Origin of the sequence: Streptomyces aculeolatus, from assembly GCF_020400605.1 — a bacterium.
Lineage (GTDB): Bacteria > Actinomycetota > Actinomycetes > Streptomycetales > Streptomycetaceae > Streptomyces > Streptomyces aculeolatus.
In genome coordinates this window covers 53424-73389 of the sequence record NZ_JAINRD010000026.1, presented here as the reverse complement: position 1 = coordinate 73389, position 19966 = coordinate 53424, and the positions used below count along the sequence as shown (strand labels likewise).

The following is a 19966-nucleotide window of genomic DNA, read 5'->3' as shown; positions in this document are numbered from 1 at the left end:
CGCTTGCCCCGATGGCGCGGATGGCCGGGCGGCGGCTGCTGTACGCCGTCCCCGTCCTGCTGGCCGTCACCTTCGGGGTGTTCGCCATCGCCGCCGCCTCGCCGTTCGACCCGGTGAAGGCGTACGCGGGCACCGCCGGGTTCAGCGCCTCCCAGGAGGCGCTGGACCAGCTCCGCGACAGCCTCGGCGCCGACGACCCGTTCGTCACCCGCTGGTGGGACTGGCTGACCGGCGTCGTCACCGGCGACCTCGGCGAGTCGACCAGCATGCGCCAGCCCGTCGCCGACGTCATCGGCGAGCGCATCGGCTGGACGGTGCTGCTGTGCGCGGTCGCGTTCGCCGTCGCCATCGTGGCCGGCACGCTGCTCGGCGTCCTCGCCGCCCGCCGCCGCGGCGGGCTGCTCGACCGGGCCGTCACCTCCGTCGCGTACGCCCTGGAGGCGGCGCCGCCGTTCTGGCTCGGGCTGCTCGCCGTCTGGCTGTTCGCGCTCCAGCTCGACGCGCTGCCGGCCGGCGGGCTGACCGACACCGGCACGGACGTCGTCAGCTTCGGGCAGGTCGCCGAGCACGTGCTGCTGCCCGCGTCGGTGCTCGCCGTCTCGCAGATGCCGTGGTTCGTGCTCTACGTCCGCCAGGGCGTCGGCGACGCCCTGGACGAGGACCCCGTACGCGGCGCCCGCTCCCGCGGGCTTGCCGAACGCACCGTCCTGCTGGGGCACGCGCTGCGCTCCGGGCTGCTGCCCGTGCTCACGCTCATCGGCACCCGGGTGCCGGAGCTGATCACCGGCGCACTGCTCATCGAGACCGTCTTCAGCTGGCCGGGGATCGCCGCGGCCACCGTCGAGGCCGCCACGTCCGTCGACTTCCCGCTGCTCGCCGCGCTGACCGTGCTGGCGACCGCGGCGGTGCTCCTCGGCAACCTGCTGTCCGACCTGCTGTACGGGCTCGCCGACCCGAGAGTGGGCTTCGATGGCTGAGACACCACAGGCGGCGGCGAAGCCGGGCGCGCCCGACGGGCCGCAGGACGCGACCCGCTGGCGCACCCGCGGCACCGGCCGCAAGTCGGTGCGCACGCTGCGCGTCCGCACCTCCGCCGCGGTCGTCGCGCTGGCCGTCCTCGCGGTGCTCGTCGTGCCGCCGCTGGTCCAGCTCGACCAGCAGGCCGTCGACATCGGCAACAAGCTGGCCCCGCCGTCCCTCTCCCACCTCTTCGGCACCGACGACGTCGGCCGCGACGTGCTGCTGCGCTGCGTCTACGGGCTGCGCGTCTCGCTGCTCGTCGGCGTGGTCGCCGCGCTCGTCGCCACCGTCGTCGGCACCGCCGTCGGCGCGCTGGCCGGTGCGCTCGGCGGACACGTCGACCGGGCCGTGATGCGGCTGGTGGACGTCTTCGCCTCCGTGCCGCACCTGCTGCTCGGCATCTTCATCGTCGCCCTGTTCCAGCCCGGGGTGTGGCCGGTCGTCGCCTCCGTGGGGCTGACGCACTGGGTGTCGACGTGCCGCATCGTGCGCGCCGAGGTGCTGTCGCTGCGCGGCCGGCCGTTCGTGGACGCGGCCGTCTCCGGCGGCGCCTCGCGCACCCGCGTCGCCGTCCGCCACCTCGTCCCCGGGGTGCTGCCGCAGGCGGGCCTCGCGGCGGTGCTCATGGTGCCGCACGCCATCTGGCACGAGTCGGCGCTGTCGTTCCTCGGCCTCGGGCTGCCGCCGCACCAGGCGAGCCTGGGCGCGATGGTGCAGGGCGCGCGCGGCGCGCTGCTCGCGGGGGACTGGTGGCCCACCCTCTTCCCCGGTCTGTTCATCATCATCCCGACCCTCGCCGTCGCCGGTCTCGCCGGCGCGTGGCGGGAGCGGCTGAATCCGCGCCGCCGATCGGAGCTGACGCTGTGACGGACCGGACGCAGAACCCCGAGCGCACGGACGGCACCGCCGACGCCGGCACCGGCGCCGCGCCGCTGCTGACCCTCGACCGCATGTCGGTCCGCTTCCGGATGCGCCGCGGCCGGTACGTTGCCGCCGTCACCGACGTCTCCCTCGCGCTGGCCCCCGGCGAGTGCGTCGCCCTGGTCGGCGAGAGCGGCTGCGGCAAGTCCGTACTGGCCTCGGCGCTCCTCGGGCTGCTGCCCGAGAACGCCGAGACCGCGGGCACCGCGCACCTCGGCGAACTGGAACTGCTCGGCGCCGCGGAGGCGGAGCTGGCCCGCCGGGTACGCGGCCGCCGTGTCGGCCTCATCCCGCAGTCCCCGGCCGCCCACCTGACGCCCGTAAGGACCGTGCGCTCCCAGCTCCAGGAGGTCGCCCGGGAGCTGACCGGCACCCGCGGCAAGGCCGCGCTGCGCGCCGCCGCGGAAGAGGCCGCGGCGCGCGCCGCGTTCCCCGCCGACCACCTCGACCGCTACCCGCACGAGCTGTCCGGCGGCCTCGCCCAGCGCGCCGCCACCGCCCTCGCGCTCGTCGGCGGCCCGCCGCTGCTGCTGGCCGACGAGCCGACCACCGGGCTCGACCGCGACCTCGTCGAGCGCACCGTCGACGAACTGCGCCGCCAGGTCGACGACGGGCACGGGCTGCTGATGATCACCCACGACCTGGCCGCCGCGGAGCGGATCGCGGACCGGGTGGCGGTGATGTACGCCGGGCGGATCGTCGAACTCGCCGCCGCCGACGCCTTCTTCGGCGCCCCCGGCCCCCGGCACCCGTACGCCCGCGGCCTCCTCGACGCCCTCCCGGAGCGCGGCTTCACCCCCATCCCCGGCCTGCCGCCGGAGCTGGGCGCGCTGCCGCCGGGCTGCGCGTTCGCCCCGCGGTGCGCCCACGCCACCGACGCCTGCGCGGCGGTGCCGGCACTGGCCTCGGGGGTCGCGTGCCACCACCCGGTGCCCGCCGGAACCGCACCGCCGCACGAGCCGCACCGGCGGCACGGGCCGGCGGACGCGGGGGAGAAGCAGGTGCCGACGCAGCGGACCGACAAGCCGGGTCCGCCCCAGCGACCGGAGTCCGTCGATGCCCGCTGACAGCCCGCCCCCGCTCCGGCTCCGCGCGATCACCGCCGGATACGACCGCCGCGTCCCCGTCGTCCGCGGCGTCTCCCTCACCCTCGCCCCCGGCGAGGCCACCGGGCTGCTGGGCCCCAGCGGCTGCGGCAAGTCCACCCTCGCCCGCGTCGCCGCCCTGCTGCACCGGCCGGACGCCGGCGAGGTGCTGCTCGACGGCGAGCCCGTACGCGGCTGGCGCCACCGGGCACCCCGCGAGCAGCGCACCGCCTTCGGCGTCGTCTTCCAGCAGCCCCGCCTCGCCGCCGACCCGCGGCTGACGCTGTCCGCCCTGATCGGCGAGCCGCTGCGCGCCACCGGCCGCCGCGCCGAGGCGCAGGACCGCACCGGGGAACTGGCCGCGCTCGTCGGCCTCACCCCCGACCTGCTGGCCCGCCGCCCCCACGAGGTCAGCGACGGCCAGCTCCAACGGGCGTGCCTCGCCCGCGCGCTGGCGCTGCGCCCCCGGATCCTGGTGTGCGACGAGATGACGGCGATGCTCGACGCCTCCACCACCGCGGCGCTCGTCGCGGCCGTCGAGGACTACCGCCGCGCCTCCGGCGCCGCGCTGCTGGCCGTGGGCCACGACCGCACACTGCTGGAGCGCTGGTGCGACCGCACCGTCGCCTGGGACGAACTGGCCCCGGAGGCGAAGCCCGCGCCGAGTGGCTGATTGCTTTCGTACGGATGGACGGCGCGTGAGGGCACCGTCACGGACAGCCCAACCGGTCGGCCAGGTCCGCGAAGTCCGCCGCCGCCACGTCTGCGGGCACGTCCGCCGCGCGGTCCGCCCCGCCCGCCGGTCCCTTCTCCAGCGGGCGGTCCACGAACGCCGTCCGCAGCCCCGCGCCGCGCGCGCCCGCCAGGTCCCAGCCGTGGCAGGCCACCATCAGCAGCTCGCCGGGCGCGACGTCAAGCAGCCGAGCGGCCGTCAGATACGGCGCCGGGTCCGGCTTGTAGCGCTGCGCCAGCTCGGCGGAGAGGATGCAGTCGAACGGCAGCCCCGCCGCCTTCACCAGCCGGGTCAGCAGCGCGAAGCCGCCGTTGGACAGCGCCGCCACCACGTACCGGCCGCTCAGCCGCGCGAGGCCCGCGGCCGCGTCGTCCCACGCGGGCAGCCGGTGCCAGGCGCGCACCAGCTCGCCGCGGGCACCGTCGTCGAAGGCGGCGGCCACACCGTGGCGTTCGAGCAGCTCGTCCAGCGACTCGCGGTGCAGCACGTCGAGATACGCCCACTCCCGCTCGCCGCCGTTGACCCGGCCCATCGACGGCAGGTACATCCCCCGCCACTCGTCGGCGAAGGCGGCGCCGTCCAGCTCCACCCCGCGGCGCCGCGCCAGGTGCGCCACCTGCTCCGCGACGCCCGTGCGCCAGTCCACGGTGGTGCCGAAGATGTCGAACGCGACGGCCCGTACCGCCCCCGGATCGAACTCCTCCGCCGCCATCCGGCTCACCCCTTCCGTCCCACGCCGCCGAACTGGTCGACCGGCTCCGGCTCCCCGCCGCCCTCGGGCCGCCAGCGGGAGCATGACACGACACCGGGCCCGACCAGCTCCAGGCCCGTGAAGAACCCTTCGATCTCCTCCGGCGTGCGCAGCACATACGGCACCGCGCCGCTCCTGTTGTACGCGTCCTGCGCCCGCCGGGCCTCGCGGTGCACCACGCCCGTACCGTCGCTGAGCACCAGGTGGCTGCCGGCCGGCAGCGCGCCGACCAGGCGGGCGACGATCGCGCGCGCCTCCTCGTAGTCAGCGACGTGCCCCACGATCCCGCTGAGGATCAGCCCCACCGGCTCGTCGAGGTCCAGCGTCTTCGTCGCGCCCGCCAGCACCGTGTCCGGCTCGTGCACGTCGGCGTTCACGTAGTCGCACACCCCGGTGGGCCGGGAGACCAGCAGGGCGCGGGCGTGCGCGAGGACCATCGGGTCGTTGTCGACGTAGACGACCCGCGCCGACGGGTGTATGCCCTGCGCCACTTCGTGCGTGTTCTGGGCCGTCGGCAGGCCGGTGCCGACGTCGAGGAACTGGCGTATTCCGGCCTCGACCGCGAGGTAGCGCAGGGAGCGGGTGAGGAAGGCGCGCGACGCGCGGGCGATGTCGACGATCGCGGGCGAGAGCCGTACGTACGCCTCGCCCGCCAGCCGGTCGACGCGGTAGTTGTCGCTGCCGCCCAGCCAGAAGTTCCAGATCCGGGCCGACTGCGGCACGGTGGTGTCGATCACCGGCGCTCTCCCGCCGCCATCCGTGTCCCCCATCAGAACTCTCCCGCCACCAGTCGCGCTGAAGCCACAAAAAATAGACCAACTGCCCGTGCACCGTAAGCGATCCGGCCACCCGGCCGCGGTCCGGGGCGCTCGCCGGGTGGATACCGCCGTGAGATCATCCGGGCCATGAGGCTGGACGCGGTCGGGCGCCGCTACGGCAGACGCGGGCCCTGGGTGCTGCGCGGAGTCGACCTGCGGGTGCCTGCGGGCGGGCTCGTACGCGTCGAAGGCGCCAACGGCGGCGGCAAGTCGACGCTGCTGCGGCTGCTCGCGGGCATCGACCTGCCCAGCGCCGGCCGCGTCACCGACCGCCCCGCGCGCACGGCGTACGTGCCGGAGCGCTTCCCCGCCGCGCTGCCGCTGACCGCCCTCGGCTATCTGACGCACCTGGGCCGGGTGCACGGGCTGCGCGGGGCGGAGGCACGGCGGCGGGCAGAGCGGTGGCTGGAGCGGTTCGGGGCGGGGGAGTCGGCGCGCACGCCGCTGGACGAGCTGTCGAAGGGCGGCAGCCAGAAGGTCGCGGTGGCGCAGGCGCTGCTCGCCGAGCCGGAGCTGCTGGTGCTCGACGAGGCGTGGACCGGGCTGGACGCGCGGGCGCGCGCCGAGCTGGACGCGGCGGTGGGGGAGCGGCTGGCCGCCGGCGGGGCGGTGGTCTTCGTCGACCACGACCCGCGGCGGCTGGCGGACGTGCCGCGCGCCGCCTACCGCGTCGGCGGCGGACGGGTCGCCGCCGGGCCCGCGGGCGGCGGGCCCGCGGTGGTGGTCGAAGCGGTCGGAGAGCCCGGCTCCCCGGTTCCCGGCGGGCTGCCCGGAGCGCCGCTGCACGAGGAACTGCCCGGCGGCGGCTGCCGGCTGACCGTGTCCGCGGCGCACTCCGACGCGCTGCTGCGCGCCCTGCTCGACGCCCGCCCCGGCTGGCACATCCGCGGCGTGCACCCCGTGGCGTACCCGCCCGACGGGGACCCGGCGCCGTGACCGCGCTCGTGCGCTACCAACTCGCCCTGCTCGCCAGGTCGCACCGCTGGCTGCCGCCGCTGCTGGTGTACGCGGCCGCACTGGCCGTCGGCGTCCAGCCGGGGCAGGCGGTGCTGGACTCGCTCGGCGTGGCCGCGGCGGCGGTGCTGCCGGTCGCGGCCTGGCTGGTGCGGGTGTGCACCGGTGTGGAGCCGCCCGCCGCGCGGGCCTGCCTGGCCGCGGCCGGCGGCCCGGCGCGGGCCCATCTGGCAAGCCTGGCCGCGGCGTTCGCGGCGGCGTGCGCCCTGGGCGCGGCCGGCGTGGCGGTCGTCGTGCTCATCAGCGACGCGCACGGCTCGGACCGGGCCGCTGACACCGCCGTCCCGGTGGCGGCGGCGACGGGCGCGGGCCTGCTGGCGACGCTGACGTGCGCGCTGCTGGGCACGGCGGTGGGTGCGCTGTGCAACCGGCCGCTGCTGCGCAGCCGGGCCTGGGCGGTGCCGGCGACGCTCGCCGGCGCGGGGGCGGTGCTGGTGGCGGCGGGCTCCCCGGCCAACGCCGCCGTGACCGGCCTGGTCACCGGCTCCCGCGCGGCGGAGGTGCCGCTGCCGCTGCTGCCGCTGACCGGCGCGGCCCTGGCCGCCGCGGCGACGGCGGCACTGGCCGCGGCGCTCAGCGCCCGGCGCTGATCGCGGCGCCGAACGCCGCGAGCCTGCCGCCCGATCGCGCCCGGTCCGCCGTGCTGCGGGGGTAGCCCTCCGGGGGCGCCCCTTCGACTGCCGACGTACCCGGCAGCGCGCCCGCGGCCCGGCGCGGCCCGCCCTGCCGCCGGGGCACGGCCCGTACCGACTGCGCCCCGGGCGTCACACCACCCGCAGCCGCACCGGCGCCTGCGCCGCCGGCTCCGGCAGCCGCAGCGGCCGCGCCCCCGGCGTGATCGACCCCAGCAGCGCCGCCTCGCGCGCGCCCGTCGCCGACGGGACCGACGCCGGCAGCCCGCACACCGTCAGAAAGCCCAGCAGCGCGAAGAGATACCCCTCCTTGCCCTGCGACGACAGCCCGTGCTCCTCGATCGGCGACACCCGCGCCGGAGCGCACAGCTCCGCGAGCCGCGCCAGCAGCGCCGGGTTGCGCACCCCGCCGCCGGAGACGACCAGTTCCTCGACCCCGTAATCCCGGCACGCCGCCGCGACCAGCTCCGCGGTCAGCTCCGTGACGGTGGCGACCAGGTCGTCCAGCTCCGGGCGGCCGCCCGCGGCCGCCACCTGCTCGCGCAGATACACCCCGTGGAACAGCTCCTTGCCCGTCGACTTGGGCGCGGCCAGCGCGTAGTACGGCTCGGCCAGCAGCCGGCGCAGCAGCTCCCGGTCCACGGTGCCGCGCCGCGCCCGCGCGCCGTCGGTGTCCATCGTCTCGGCGCCACCCGTGCCGTCGGCCACCGCCGCGTCGATGAGCGCGTTGGCCGGCCCCAGGTCGTACGCGACGATCCCGCCGGAGCCGCCGCGGACCGTGATGTTGGCGATGCCGCCGAGGTTCAGCGCCCCGCGCCGCGGGCCGGGTCCCTCGCCGAGCAGCAGCAGCGCGTCGAGGGTGGAGGCGAGCGGGGCGCCCTGGCCGCCGCGGGCGATGTCGCGGGTGCGGACGTCGGAGACGACCGGCAGCCCGGTGGCCTCGGCGATCCAGGCGGCGCCGCCGAGCTGGAGGGTGCCGCGGGCCTGCCGGCCCTCGACCCAGTGGTAGACGGTCTGCCCGTGCGAGACGACGAGGTCGGCGCGGCCGCCCGCCACGGCGTCGACCGCCTCGGCGGCCACCCGGCCGAAGAACCGGCCCAGTTCGGTGTCGAGCCGGCAGACCTCCGCCATCGTCGTCCGCGCCGGGGGCAGGCAGGCGGCGACGGCGCGGCGCAGCTCGTCGGGGAAGGGGGCGCTGTGCAGGCCGCGGGGGTGCAGGAGGAGTTCTTCGCCGGCCAGGCGCAGGTCGCAGACGGCGGCGTCCACGGCGTCGTACGAGGTGCCGCTGAGCAGGCCGACGACGGTGAGCGCGGGGGCGGGGTGCGGGTGGGTCATCGGGCCATTGTCGTCGGCGCGTTCGCCGGGGGGACGGCGGCTCGGGCCGGGTGGTGTCGAGGTCGCAGGCCCGGCGGCCGGGTGCCGTCCTTGCGCAGAGGCGCGGCGACGGGCCTGCGACCCCGCTGGGCCAGAACTATACATTTCGGGCATTCTGCCGCAAGCAAAAGCGCGGCCTGAGTTGTCAGGCCATCTTCTGAAATTTCACTGCGAGGCCATTGACGTCGGCGGTCGTCGACCGTCAAGCTCTCTCCACCGCGTGTTAACGATAACACGAGCGTGACCCAGGGAGCCGCCCGATGTCAGGTCGTCATCCGCCGATCCCCCCGCCAACCACCGACCCCGGCACGACCACCCCCCGCACGCAGCACGTCGACCGCCGTACCCTGCTCCGCGTCTCCGCGGCCGGCGCGGTCGCCACCGCCGCCGGCGGACTGGCCACCGCCTGCGGCAGCGCCGCGGGACAAGGACCCGGCAAGGTCGCCATCCACGGCGACAACGCCACCTGGGAGGCTCCGCTCCAGGCCGCAGGCAAGGCGCTCAAGGCCACCGCCGGCCTGCAGCTCGTCCCCGAGGTCATCCCGTCCCTCGAGTCCTTCGAGCAGATCGTCAAGTCCTCGCTCCGCACGAACAAGACCCCCGATCTGCTCAAGTACTGGTCCGGCTACCGGCTGCGCGACCTCGCACGCACCGGCGGCATCGAGGACCTGTCCGAGCAGTGGGAGTCCGCCGAGTCCCAGGGCTGGGTCGACCCCTCGCTGCGCGAGGCGTTCACCTACGGCGGCCGCGTCTACGGGCTGCCGATGAACCTCGCCTACTGGGTGATCTTCTACAACCCCGAGGTATTCGCCGAGCACCGCCTCAAGAAGCCCGAGACCTGGGACGACTTCCTCACCGCCTGCACCCGGCTGAAGGACAACGGCATCACCCCGCTGCACGGCACCACGGCCGGCCGCTGGCCCGCGTTCATCTGGTTCCAGGAGATCCTGAGCCGTCAGGACCCGCAGTTCTACGACGACCTGATGAACGGGCGCGAGCGCTACACGGACCCGCGCGCCGAACGGGCGCTGCGCACGATCGCCGGCTTCTTCGACAAGAACTGGTTCACCAGCATGGACGTGGACCACAACAACGCCGCCGCCGCGGTCGTCCACGGCGACATCGGGATGGTCGCCTGCGGCACCTGGCTGGGCGGCGTCTTCGCCGGTGCCGGCGCCAAGCCCGGCAAGACCGTCGACGCCTTCGTCCTGCCCATGGCCGACCCGGCGGCCCGCCCCTGCGTGATCTTCGAGTCGAGCGCCTTCGCCGTCACCGTCAAGGGCCCGGACCGGGAAGAGGCGTTGAAGGCCGCCGGCGGCTGGCTGCACCCCGAGGTCGCCACCGCGTTCGCACACGGTCTCTCCGACGGCAGCCCCAACCCGATGGTCAAGCCCGCCAACGCGGTCATCGATGGCGTCACCCGCCAGTCCGAGGACCTGTGGCTGCTCAACCGCTTCTGGGAACAGGGCCCGCCCGAACTGGTCGAGTCCACCGTGGACGACCTCGCGGGCATGCTCATCGAACCGCACTCGTACCGCAGCGGGCTGCGGACCATGCAGGAGCGTGCCGACGAGGCGTGGAAGGTGTGGCGGGAGGCGGAGAAGTCATGACCGACACCGTGGGCACGGCGGAAGCCGCCAAGCCCGTACGCGTACGCCGCCGCATACCCGTCCGCAGCCCGCACCAGGCCTCCAGAGGCACGTCCACCGGCCGCATGGGCGGCCCGTTCGCCGGCATCCCCTGGGCGCTGCCCGCGCTCGCGCTCGTCGGCGTCCTGCTCGTCTACCCCTTCCTCCGCAGCATCTACGGCAGCTTCTTCGAGGACAACGGCTTCACCAGCAGCTTCACCGGCATCGACAACTACACGCGGCTCGCCGAGGACCCGATCTTCGGCCGCTCGCTGCTCAACACCTTCATGTGGGTCGCCGGCACCCTGCTGCTGCCCGTCGTGGCCGGCCTCGCCATCGCGGTGGCCACCCACCGGATGCGCCGCTTCGGCGGACTCGCCCAGCTCGTCATCGTGCTGCCGTTCGCGATCTCCGGCGCCGCCACCGCCTCGCTGTGGCGTTTCATGCTCACCACGGACGGCGCGGTCAACCAGGTGCTGCGCGGCATCGGCCTCGACTCGTGGGCGCAGGGCTGGCTGCTGGAGTGGCCGCAGAACACCATCTCGATGATCGTCGCCAGCACCTGGCAGGCCACCGGCCTGAACGTCGTCCTCTTCGCCATCGGCCTGCGCGCCATCCCCCGGGAGACGATCGAGGCCGCCGAACTGGACGGCGCCACCGGCTGGCGGATGTTCCGCCACATCACCCTGCCGCAGCTGCGCGCCGTGACGGTCGTGGTCGTCGGCATGGCCATCGTCAACAGCCTCAAGGCGTTCGACATGATCTGGGTCCTCACCCAGGGCGGTCCCTCGCGCAGCTCCGAGACGCTCGCGCTGACCATGTACCGCGAGGCGTTCCGCCTCTTCCACGTCGGGTACGGATCCGCCGTCGCGCTCGTGCTCTCCGTGATCGTCGTCGCTTCCTCGTGGCTCTATCTGCGCCGCCAGATGCCCGGTGCCAAGGACTGAGAGGAGACACCGACATGGGACGCCACATGCGCAACCTCTTCGTTGCCGGCTGCGTGCTGCTCTGGCTGCTGCCGCTCTACATCCTGATCGTGAACTCGCTGACCCCGCCCGAGGAGTTCACCGGCTCGGTCGACTGGACCCCGCAGGGCTTCGCCTTCTTCGACAACGTCAAGGCCGCGTGGACCGACGCCGGCATCGGCGACGGCTTCGCCAGCTCCATGCTGTACGCCGTGGTGTGCGGCGGCGTGGCCGTGGTGGTCGCGGCGATGGCCGCGTTCGCCGTCATCGTGCTGCCGATACCCCGGCCCGCCCTGTGGTTCTGGGTGATCTTCTCCGGGACGCTCTTCCCGCTGCAGATGTTCCTGGCCCCGCTGTTCGGCATGTACGCCGACGCCAACCTCTACGACACCCGCCTGGGCCTGATGCTCGTCTACGCCGCCTGGGCCATCCCCTTCGCCTTCTTCCTCATCCGCAACCAGATGACGACGATGCCGCCGGAGATCACCGAGGCCGCGATGCTCGACGGGGCGTCCATGCGCCGCATCTTCTGGCGCATCCACGTGCCGCTGATGCGCTCCGGCCTCGGCGCCGCCTTCATCTTCCAGTTCACCGCCGTCTGGAACGACCTGCTGTTCGGCATCACGCTCAGCCGCAGTCCCGAGGTCCAGCCGGTGATGGCCGCCCTCAACTCCCTCACCCAGGCGTACAGCACCGCCGGGCCACCGGTGGTCCTCGCCGGCGCGTTCATCGTCTCGCTGCCCACGCTGCTCGTCTTCCTGGTGTTCCGCGGCCTGTTCCTGCGCGGCATCACCGCGTCCGCCCGCTGACCCGACCGCCCGCCGACCCCATCCGCCCGCCGACCCCTGCCCGGCCCACGAACCCGCCCGCTTCACCGCCCGCACCGCCGCGGGAGAGTACGGAGACCACCGCATGACCACTCGGGCCCTCGTCAAGACCACCGACTGGGACAACGACCGCATCCGCGACAGCCTGCGCAGCAGCGTCGTCACCGCCGAAGGCAGCCTCGCCGGCACCGCCCTGCGCCTGACCCAGGAGCCGCTGCTCAAGCACGCCGACGGCGGGGGGCTGCTGCAGAGCCTGCGCGTCGAGGCCACCGGCGGCGCCCTGCCCGCCGGCCTGGCCGCCGACCCCTCCGCCGCCTTCGTCGTACGCACCGAAGCCGGCACGGCGCTGCCCGCCGTGCCGGAGCCGGGCCCCGGCGGGTCCGTACGCCTGCTGCTGCCCGCCGTCGACACCGCCACCCGCGTCACCGTCGGCCTGGCCGCCGACGCCGACGCCGGCGGCGGCGGCGGGGCGGACGACGGCATCGAGCTGACCCTCACCCCGCAGCGGCAGTGGACCCTCCACCTCGTCCACCACTCCCACCTCGACATCGGCTACACCGACCCCCAGGGCCGCGTCCTCGCCGAGCACCTGTCGTTCCTCGACTCCTGCCTGGAGCTGACCCGCGCCACCGACGACTGGCCGGCCGAGTCCCGGTTCCGCTGGTGCGTGGAGTCCCTGTGGTCGTTCCGGCAGTGGGCCGACGCCCGGCCCGCCGAGCAGGTCGACGAGTTCGTCCGGCGCGTACGCGAGGGCCGGATCGAGCTGACCGCGATGCCCTTCAACCTGCACACCGAGACCTGCTCCACCGACGAACTCCACGAACTGCTGCGGCTCGCCCACGAGGTGCGCGACGAGCACGGCGTGGAGTTCACCTCCGCGATGCAGACCGACGTGCCCGGCGCCGTCGTCGGCCTCGTCGACGCGCTCGCCGCCGCGGGCGTCAAGTACCTCTCCGTGGCGCACAACTGGGCCGGCCGGTCCGTGCCCCACCTCGTCGGCGGCGAGAAGCTGCCCCGGCTCTTCCGGTGGCGCGCCCCCAGCGGCAACAGCATCCTCGTCTGGGTCACCGACACCCCGCACGGCCTGGCCTACATGGAGGGCCCGCTGCTCGGCTTCGACACCGACTACGGCAGCGTCGACGACCTGCTGCCCGCGTACCTGACGTCGCTGGCCAGCAACCCGTACCCGTACCGCGGCGGCATCTTCGGCTGGGCCATGGACCAGGCCGACGTCAAGCGCGAGCCGTACCCGTGGGACATCCTGCACCTGCGCGTCCAGGGCAAGTTCGGCGACAACGCGCCGCCCCGGCGGATCATCGCCGACACCGTCCGCCGCTGGAACGAGACCTGGGCCTACCCGCAGCTCCGGCTCTCCCGCAACGAGGACTTCTTCACCGACGCCGAGGCCCGCCTCGGCGACGAGATCCGCACCTTCGAGGGCGACTGGACCGACTGGTGGGTCGACGGCGTCGGCTCCGGCGCCCGCCCGCTGTCCCTGGCCCGCACCGCGCAGGCCACCGTCGCCGAGGCGCAGACCCTCGGCACCTTCGCCGGCATCCTCGGCGCCTCCGGCGCCGCCGACGACAGCCGCGACGCGGCCCCCGTCTACGAGGCGGTGTCCCTCTTCGACGAGCACACCTGGGGCGCCGGCGACCCCTGGACCCACGGCGACCACGGCGGCCACAGCGGCGAGGAGCAGTGGCACTGGAAGTACGGGCAGGCGCTGCGCGCGTACGACGACGGCAACTCCCTGCTCGACCGGGCCCGCGCCCGCCTCGGCCAGCGCCTCGCGAGCGCACCCGACGCCGTGTCGTACCACGTCGTCAACACCTGCTCCTGGGCCCGCACCGACGTCGTGCGGATCTTCCTGCCGGAGAGCAGCGTGCCGCTGGAGGAGCGCGTCGCCGTCCGCGACGCCCGCACCGGCGAGCGGCTGCGGCACGAGGAGCAGGCGCAGGTCAACGACGACCACCGGGACGCCGGCCGGTTCCTGCTGGTGTGCGTCGCCGACGTGCCCGCCGCCGGGTCCGTGCGCCTCGACGTCGTCCCCGGCGGCGCCGGCGACGGCGCTGCGGACGGCGAGGGCGCCGTCCTGAAGGCCGCCACCGGCTGGAACCCCACCGGCGGCACCGAACAGGAGGACCCCGCCGAGACAGCCGCCGCCGCGCACGCGCAGGCCGACCCCACGCTGCTGGAGAACGAGCACCTCGCGGTGCGCGTCGACCTCGCCCGCGCCTGCATCGCCTCCGTCGTCGACAAGGCCACCGGCCGCGAACTCGTCCGCAGCGGCGACGCAGGTGCGGCCGCCGGCTTCAACGCCTACATCCACGACAGCTACACCACCGCCGGCGGCTTCAACCACAACTCCAGCCGCACCACCGGCTCCGAGCGCCTGGAGCACCTCGGCAACCGCTCCGTCGCCCCGCCCGCCGCGCTCATCGCGCGCACGTCCACCGCCACCGGCGAGACCCTCACCTACGAGACCCGCCCCGCCGGCGCCAACCGGGTGCGTACGACGCTCACGCTGCCGCACGGCGCCGCCCGCCTCGACATCGACAACCGCGTCGACAAGGACGCCACCCTCGGCAAGGAGAGCGCCTACTTCGCGTTCCCCTTCGCCTTCGAGGCGCCCACCGTGCGCATGGAGGCCACCGGCGGCGCCACCGGCACCGGCCTGCCCGTCATCCCCGGCTCCGCGCAGCACATGCGGGCCGTACGCCGCTGGGTGACGCTCGCCGAGGACGGGCTCGCGGTCGCCTGGGCCACCCAGGACGCGCCGCTGGTACAGTTCGGCAACATCGCGCTGCCGTACGCGCCGTTCCCCAAGACGATGGGCCACGACGAGCCCGCCACCGTCTTCTCCTGGATCCACAACAACCTGTGGGACACCAACTTCCCCAGCGAGCAGGGCTTCGAGTTCACCTTCCGCTACAGCCTGGCCTGCGGCCGGGACGACGCCGCCCCGCACGGCGCGCTCGGCGCCCGCACCGCCGCCGGACTCAGCCGCCCGCTGCACGCCGTACGGGCCCGCGCCCCGCAGGACAAAGGCCCCGAGGCCGCCGACGGGCTGGCGTTCGCCGACATCGGCGACCCGCGGGTGCGGCTCGTCGGCGCGGCCACGCCCGGCGGCGAGGCCGGCGAGGGCGCGGTGCTGCTGCGGCTGCAGTCCTTCGCCGAGGAGCCCGTCGCCTGCCCCGTACGCGCCCTCTTCCCCGTCACCGGGGCCGGGCTCGCCGACTACCTCGGCCGCCCGGGAGACGACCTGCCGGTACGGGACGGGGAGGTCACCGTCGACCTCCCCGCCCTCGGCACGACCGCGGTGCTCTTCCGGCGCCGCTGAACCACACCCGAAGGAGACTGCGTGTACCGGCTCGACCCGCGCTACGCACCCGCCCCGCCGGCCGTCCTCACCACCGGCTGGCAGGCCGTGGCGGCACAACTCCCCCACGGCCCGGCGGTAGTGGCCGTCGAGGGACCCCCGTCCGCGGACTGGGACGCCCTCGCCGGCCGGCTCCGGCGCGAGCTGACCGCCCGCGGCACCGCCGTGACCCTCCTCGACGTACGGCGCCACTACGCGCCGCCCGACGAGATAAGGCGCCGCACCGAGCGGCCCGAGGACACCGCCGACCCGCACTACTGCAAGCTCGCCGAGAACCCCCTCGACGACCTCTTCGACACCCCGCCCGAGACCACCCGCCCCGACACCGGGCTGGTACTGGTCTACGGCCCCGGCGCCGCCGTCGTACCGCACGACCTGCTCTGGTACGCCGACGTGCCCAAGCGCTACGCCGAGGCCGCCGTCAACGCCGGCACCACCGGCGCCAACCTCGGCCTGCCCGGCGAAGCACCCGCCCACCGGCGGCTGTTCTACGTCGACTGGCCCATGCTCGACCGCCACCGCGACGCACTGGCCCGCCGCATCGACGGCTGGCTCGACGTCCAGGACCCCGACCACCCCGTTCACCTCGACGGCGCCGGCCTGCGCGGCACCCTCGCCGCGCTGGCCCGCCGGCCCGTACGCACCCGGCCCTACTTCAACTCCACCCCCTGGGGCGGCCACTGGGCCCAGCGCGAGCTGGGCTTCGCCCCCGACGCGCCCAACACCGCGCTCGGCTACGAGCTGATCGCCCCCGAGGCCGGCATCCTGATCGGCACCGGACCGGACGCGCAGGCCGAAGTGCCGTTCCAGCTCATGTGCGTCCTGGCCCCCGAGGACGTGCTCGGCGCCGAGGTGCACGCGCGCTTCGGCACCTCGTTCCCGATCCGCTTCGACTACCTCGACACCGTCGACGGCGGCGACCTGTCGCTGCACTGCCATCCGCGCGACGCCTACATGCGCGAGCGGTTCGGCTGGTCGTACACCCAGCACGAGACGTACTACATGACCCTCGGCAGCGCCGAGACCAAGGTGTACCTCGGGCTGCGCGAGGACGCCGACACCGGGAGGTTCCGGAAGGAGATCGAGAGGGCGATCGACGACGCGGTGCCCATGGACCCCGAGGACCACGTGCTGGCCTTCCCCGGGGAGCGGGGGCAGCTCTTCATGATCCCCGCCGGCACGCCGCACGCCAGCGGCGCCGGCAACCTCGTCCTGGAGATCAGCGCCACCCCGTACCTCTACAGCCTCCGCTTCTACGACTGGCTGCGGCCCGGCGCCGACGGCAAGCCGCGGCCCATGCCGTACGAGCACGGGCTGGCGAACCTCGGCACCGACCGCCGCGGCGAGGCCGTGGCCCGGGAACTGGTGCAGGAACCGCGCGAACTGCGCGCGGGACCGGGGTGGCGCGAGGAACTCCTCGGCGCGCTCGACGAGATGTTCTACGAAGTCAGGAGGTACACCCTGGACGAAGGCGCCGAGGCCGACGACGACACCGAGGGCCGCTTCCACGTCCTCAACGTGGCCGAGGGAGCGGGCGTCACCGTGCACACCGCGGCCGGCGACACCCACGAGCTGTCGTACGCCGAGACGCTCACCGTGCCCGCCGCGGTCGGCGGCTACCGGCTGGCGGCCACCGCGGGCGGCGGGCCGGTGCGGGTCGTCAAGGCCCTCGTCAGGAAGGCCGCCGAGCGTTGATCCCCGTCCTGGAGATCGGCGGCACGCACGTCACCGCCGCGCTGGTCTCCCCGCGGACCGCCGCCGTGGCCACCCGCGTGCGGCGTCCGCTGGACGCGCAGGCCCGCGCCGAGGACATCCTCGGCGCGGTCCTGCGCTGCGCGCGCGCCCTGCCGGGGCCGCCGGCGGGCGCGCGGTGGGGAGTGGCGCTGCCCGGTCCCTTCGACTACGAGTCGGGCGTCGCGCTCTTCGCGGACGTCGGCAAGTTCGAGTCGCTGTACGGGGTGGACGTGCGGGCGTCGCTGCTCGACGGGTTGCCGGGGAGCCCGTCGGGCGTCGCCTTCCGCAACGACGCGCACGCCTTCCTCGCCGGGGAGTGGGCCGCGGGCGCCGCCCGCGGCCACACCCGCGCTGTCGGCATCACCCTGGGCACGGGCGTCGGCTCGGCGTTCCTCGCGGACGGCGAGCTGCACACGACGGGCCCGGGACTGCCGCCGGAGGGGCGGATGGACCTGGCCCGGATCGACGGCCGGCCGCTGGAGGATGTGGTCTCGCGCCGGGCGATCCTCGCCCGCTACGGCGCCGCCGCGGGCACCGGCGGCGGGCCGGGAGCCGGGGGAGCCGGCTCCGGAGGCCGGCCGGCCGGCGCGATCGCGGCGGCCGGCGCGGACGTCGCCGTCGACGTGCGCGAGATCGCGGAGCGGGCGCGGGCGGGGGAGGAGCGGGCGCGCCGCGTGCTCGACGCCGCGTTCGGCGCGCTCGGCGCTGAACTGGGCCCGCGGCTCGCGGCGTTCCGCGCCACGGCCCTGGTCGTCGGCGGGTCGATGGCGGAGTCCTGGGACCTGGTCGCACCACCCCTGGCCACCGCCCTCGCCGCAGCCGGCTGGCCCCCGGCCGGCGACCGGCCGCTCCCGGCCGGGCCCCGTTCAGCCCCACAGGACCCCGCCGACACACCTCCCGGCTCACGCCGGCTGCTGCGGGCCCAGCTCGGCGAGGACGCCGGGCTCATCGGCGCCGCCGCTGCCGCCGGGGGTGCCGGGTGACGCCCGGGCCCGCCGGCGGCGCCGCCCCGCGGGACGCGCAGCCCACGCTGCGGGACGTCGCCGAGCGCGCCGCCGTCAGCGCCATGACCGTCTCCCGCGTCCTGCGCGACGACCCCAAGGTGCTGCCCGCCACCGCCGCCCGCGTCCGCGCCGCCGTCGCCGAACTCGGCTACCGGCGTAACGAGGTCGCCCGCAGCCTCCGCCTCGGCAGCGGCACCGGGCTCGTCGGCCTCGTCGTCACCAACCTCGCCAACCCCTTCTACTCCCGCCTCGCCCTCGGAGTCGACGCCGTCGTCGCCCAGCACGGCCTGAAGGCCGTCATCGGCAACACCGGCCAGGACCCCGGCACCGAACGCAGCCTCGTCGAGGACCTCGTCGCCCGCCGCGTCGACGGCATCGTCGCCGTCCCCGCCGGCCGCGACCAGCGGCACCTGGCCGCCGCCGCGGCCGAGGGCGTGCCCGTGGTGCTGGCCAGCCGGCCGCCCGTGGGGTTCGCCGCCGACCACGTCCTCGTCGACGACTACGGCGGCGCCCGCGCGGCCACCGAGCGCCTCCTCGCCGCCGGACACCGCCGCATCGGCTTCCTCGGCTCCCCGCCCGCCGTCTACACCGGCACCGAACGACTCCGCGGCTACGCCGACGCCCTCGCCGCCGCCGGGCTGCCCGCCGACGACACGTACATACGGCAGGGCCAGCAGCAGACCGCGGAGGCCGCCCGCGCCGCCGCCGGACTGCTGGCCCTGCCCTTGCCGCCGACCGCGCTGTTCTGCTCCAACAACCGCAACACCATCGGCGCCTTCCGTGCCATCCGCGAGGCCGGCACCGCCACCGCGCTCGCCGGCTTCGACGACTTCGAGATGGCCGACACGCTCGGCCTGCCGCTCACCCTCGTCGCCTACGACACCGACGAACTCGGCCGCGAGGCCGGGCGCCTGCTCCTCGCCCGCCTCGGCGAACGCACCGGCGCCGGACCCGGCACGGGCACCGTGCCGGCGCCGCCGGAGCGCCGGACCGTGGTCCCGACGACCCTCGTCGCCTACGGCACCCCCGACCCGTAACGGGTTCCGCGCACCCGGCCCCCCGCACCCATGTAACATCCGCTATCTGGATGAGCCATCTTCCCGTCAGGGGAACGGGGGCCGGGACCGGAAACGGAGGTCGCGATGGCGGCAACGGGAGGCACCGCGTCGGGCACGCAGAGCGTGGAGCGCGCCCTGTCGCTGCTGTCGTACTTCACCGACGAACAGCCGGAGCGCCGCATCGCCGAGCTGGTCGAGCTCAGCGGCCTCGGCCAGTCCACCGTCTCCCGGCTGGTGGCCGCCCTGGAGTCGCTCGGCTACCTCGTCCGCGACGAGCGCAGCGGCCTGCACCGCATCGGCCCCAAGGTCGTCGAACTGGCCGGCGTCGCCCTCAACCAGTCCGCCGTCCACCGCGCCGGCCGCCAGGTCGCCCAGAACCTCGCCCACGAACTCGGCCTCGGCGCCAACGTCGCGGAACGCCACGGCGACCGCATGTTCTACCTCTGCCACTTCGAAGGCCCCCTCGCGCCGCGGACCTTCACCCTCACCGGCCGCTCGGCGCCGCTGCACGCCACCGCCATGGGCAAGGCGCTGCTCTCCGGCCTCGCGGAGGACGAGGTCCGCGACGTCATGGGCCCGGACTACCCCGCGTACACCCGCAAGACCATCACCGGCCTGGCCGGGCTCCTCGACGCGCTCGCGGAGACCCGCGCCCGCGGCTACGCCACCGAGGTCGAGGAACTGGCCTTCGGCCGCGCCTGCCTCGCCGCGCCCGTACGCGACCGCTCCGGCGCGGTCGTCGCCGCGCTGTCCGTCTCCGGCTCGCTGTCCGCCATGGACCTGGCGGCCCGCCAGGACACGCTCGCCGCCAGGACCGTCGAGTACGCCGACCAGATCTCCACCGGCCTCGGCTTTCTCGCCCACGCCCACCCAGCCGCGCTCTGAACCCGCCCGGCGCCGCACGCCCGTTCCGCGCCCCCGCCGGCCGCGAGTGAGCCCGGTCCCGGGGTTGCGGTCCCCGGGACCGGGCTCCGGCGGGCGTCGGCCGAACCCTCGACGGCGACGACCGCCCGCTTCACCCGG

17 protein-coding genes are annotated in these 19966 nt (G+C 75.3%); 14 read left to right on the top strand and 3 right to left on the bottom strand.

Annotated features, from left to right (window positions below; all coding sequences use genetic code 11):
* Positions 1-11: 11 nt before the first annotated feature.
* The 4 genes from LG396_RS32520 to LG396_RS32505 are packed head-to-tail and all read left to right on the top strand — an operon-like array spanning position 12 to position 3699.
* Positions 12-977 (top strand): ABC transporter permease, encoded by a 966-nt coding sequence (locus tag LG396_RS32520; RefSeq protein WP_186543187.1) that lies wholly within the window; start codon positions 12-14, stop codon positions 975-977.
* A complete protein-coding gene (locus tag LG396_RS32515; protein WP_037741914.1) occupies positions 970-1887 on the top strand; it encodes an ABC transporter permease in 918 nt (305 codons plus the stop codon). The genes LG396_RS32520 and LG396_RS32515 overlap by 8 nt, the downstream gene beginning before the upstream one ends.
* Positions 1884-3008 carry an ABC transporter ATP-binding protein gene (locus LG396_RS32510; RefSeq protein ID WP_225797506.1) on the top strand — a complete coding sequence of 375 codons (1125 nt, stop codon included), beginning with the start codon at positions 1884-1886 and terminating at the stop codon, positions 3006-3008. Before LG396_RS32515 ends, LG396_RS32510 begins: the two co-directional genes overlap by 4 nt.
* On the top strand, positions 2998-3699 hold the full coding sequence (locus LG396_RS32505; protein ID WP_225797505.1) for an ABC transporter ATP-binding protein: 702 nt from the start codon (positions 2998-3000) through the stop codon (positions 3697-3699). Before LG396_RS32510 ends, LG396_RS32505 begins: the two co-directional genes overlap by 11 nt.
* A 37-nt stretch (positions 3700-3736) precedes the next feature.
* Here LG396_RS32505 and LG396_RS32500 read toward each other — a convergent pair whose 3' ends face one another.
* Complete coding sequence (locus tag LG396_RS32500) at positions 3737-4471, bottom strand: haloacid dehalogenase type II (RefSeq protein WP_225797504.1); 735 nt, start codon at positions 4469-4471, stop codon at positions 3737-3739.
* Between the two features lie 5 nt (positions 4472-4476).
* On the bottom strand, positions 4477-5280 hold the full coding sequence (locus tag LG396_RS32495) for an SAM-dependent methyltransferase (RefSeq protein ID WP_037741904.1): 804 nt from the start codon (positions 5278-5280) through the stop codon (positions 4477-4479).
* A gap of 135 nt (positions 5281-5415) precedes the next feature.
* Here LG396_RS32495 and LG396_RS32490 point away from each other — a divergent pair, with 135 nt between their 5' ends.
* Entirely contained in the window at positions 5416-6264 is an 849-nt protein-coding gene (locus tag LG396_RS32490) for an ATP-binding cassette domain-containing protein (RefSeq protein WP_225797503.1), read from the top strand.
* Entirely contained in the window at positions 6261-6932 is a 672-nt protein-coding gene (locus tag LG396_RS32485) for an ABC transporter (RefSeq protein WP_225797502.1), read from the top strand. The genes LG396_RS32490 and LG396_RS32485 overlap by 4 nt, the downstream gene beginning before the upstream one ends.
* Before the next feature lie 174 nt (positions 6933-7106).
* Here the strand turns inward: LG396_RS32485 and LG396_RS32480 are convergent, their stop codons facing one another.
* Complete coding sequence (locus LG396_RS32480) at positions 7107-8309, bottom strand: anhydro-N-acetylmuramic acid kinase (RefSeq protein ID WP_225797501.1); 1203 nt, start codon at positions 8307-8309, stop codon at positions 7107-7109.
* A 299-nt stretch (positions 8310-8608) separates the two neighbouring features.
* Between LG396_RS32480 and LG396_RS32475 the strand changes: the two genes are divergently transcribed.
* From LG396_RS32475 to LG396_RS32440, 8 genes are all read left to right on the top strand, one after another.
* A complete protein-coding gene (locus tag LG396_RS32475) occupies positions 8609-9958 on the top strand; it encodes an ABC transporter substrate-binding protein (RefSeq protein WP_037741892.1) in 1350 nt (449 codons plus the stop codon).
* The gene (locus tag LG396_RS32470; protein ID WP_037741890.1) at positions 9955-10923 is read left to right on the top strand and encodes a carbohydrate ABC transporter permease; all 969 of its coding nucleotides are present in this window, start codon (positions 9955-9957) and stop codon (positions 10921-10923) included. Before LG396_RS32475 ends, LG396_RS32470 begins: the two co-directional genes overlap by 4 nt.
* Positions 10924-10937: 14 nt before the next feature.
* Positions 10938-11750 (top strand): carbohydrate ABC transporter permease, encoded by an 813-nt coding sequence (locus LG396_RS32465; protein WP_018836207.1) that lies wholly within the window; start codon positions 10938-10940, stop codon positions 11748-11750.
* A gap of 103 nt (positions 11751-11853) precedes the next feature.
* Positions 11854-15108, top strand: coding sequence for a glycoside hydrolase family 38 N-terminal domain-containing protein (locus tag LG396_RS32460; RefSeq protein WP_225797500.1), 3255 nt, complete (start codon positions 11854-11856; stop codon positions 15106-15108).
* 21 nt (positions 15109-15129) lie between these two features.
* Positions 15130-16842 carry a class I mannose-6-phosphate isomerase gene (locus LG396_RS32455; RefSeq protein ID WP_225797499.1) on the top strand — a complete coding sequence of 571 codons (1713 nt, stop codon included), beginning with the start codon at positions 15130-15132 and terminating at the stop codon, positions 16840-16842.
* Positions 16839-17864 carry an ROK family protein gene (locus tag LG396_RS32450; protein WP_225797498.1) on the top strand — a complete coding sequence of 342 codons (1026 nt, stop codon included), beginning with the start codon at positions 16839-16841 and terminating at the stop codon, positions 17862-17864. The genes LG396_RS32455 and LG396_RS32450 overlap by 4 nt, the downstream gene beginning before the upstream one ends.
* Positions 17861-18922, top strand: coding sequence for a LacI family DNA-binding transcriptional regulator (locus LG396_RS32445; RefSeq protein WP_037741879.1), 1062 nt, complete (start codon positions 17861-17863; stop codon positions 18920-18922). Before LG396_RS32450 ends, LG396_RS32445 begins: the two co-directional genes overlap by 4 nt.
* Before the next feature lie 105 nt (positions 18923-19027).
* A complete protein-coding gene (locus LG396_RS32440) occupies positions 19028-19828 on the top strand; it encodes an IclR family transcriptional regulator (protein WP_018836212.1) in 801 nt (266 codons plus the stop codon).
* Positions 19829-19966: the final 138 nt, after the last annotated feature.

What these genes read in the sequence shown, in the direction of transcription:
- LG396_RS32520 (WP_186543187.1), top strand. Translation starts at nt 12, where the DNA reads ATGGCGCGGATGGCCGGGCGGCGGCTGCTGTACGCCGTCCCCGTCCTG.
- LG396_RS32515 (WP_037741914.1), top strand. Translation starts at nt 970, where the DNA reads ATGGCTGAGACACCACAGGCGGCGGCGAAGCCGGGCGCGCCCGACGGG.
- LG396_RS32505 (WP_225797505.1), top strand. Translation starts at nt 2,998, where the DNA reads ATGCCCGCTGACAGCCCGCCCCCGCTCCGGCTCCGCGCGATCACCGCC.
- LG396_RS32500 (WP_225797504.1), bottom strand. Translation starts at nt 4,471, where the DNA reads ATGGCGGCGGAGGAGTTCGATCCGGGGGCGGTACGGGCCGTCGCGTTC.
- LG396_RS32495 (WP_037741904.1), bottom strand. Translation starts at nt 5,280, where the DNA reads ATGGGGGACACGGATGGCGGCGGGAGAGCGCCGGTGATCGACACCACC.
- LG396_RS32490 (WP_225797503.1), top strand. Translation starts at nt 5,416, where the DNA reads ATGAGGCTGGACGCGGTCGGGCGCCGCTACGGCAGACGCGGGCCCTGG.
- LG396_RS32480 (WP_225797501.1), bottom strand. Translation starts at nt 8,309, where the DNA reads ATGACCCACCCGCACCCCGCCCCCGCGCTCACCGTCGTCGGCCTGCTC.
- LG396_RS32475 (WP_037741892.1), top strand. Translation starts at nt 8,609, where the DNA reads ATGTCAGGTCGTCATCCGCCGATCCCCCCGCCAACCACCGACCCCGGC.
- LG396_RS32470 (WP_037741890.1), top strand. Translation starts at nt 9,955, where the DNA reads ATGACCGACACCGTGGGCACGGCGGAAGCCGCCAAGCCCGTACGCGTA.
- LG396_RS32465 (WP_018836207.1), top strand. Translation starts at nt 10,938, where the DNA reads ATGGGACGCCACATGCGCAACCTCTTCGTTGCCGGCTGCGTGCTGCTC.
- LG396_RS32460 (WP_225797500.1), top strand. Translation starts at nt 11,854, where the DNA reads ATGACCACTCGGGCCCTCGTCAAGACCACCGACTGGGACAACGACCGC.
- LG396_RS32440 (WP_018836212.1), top strand. Translation starts at nt 19,028, where the DNA reads ATGGCGGCAACGGGAGGCACCGCGTCGGGCACGCAGAGCGTGGAGCGC.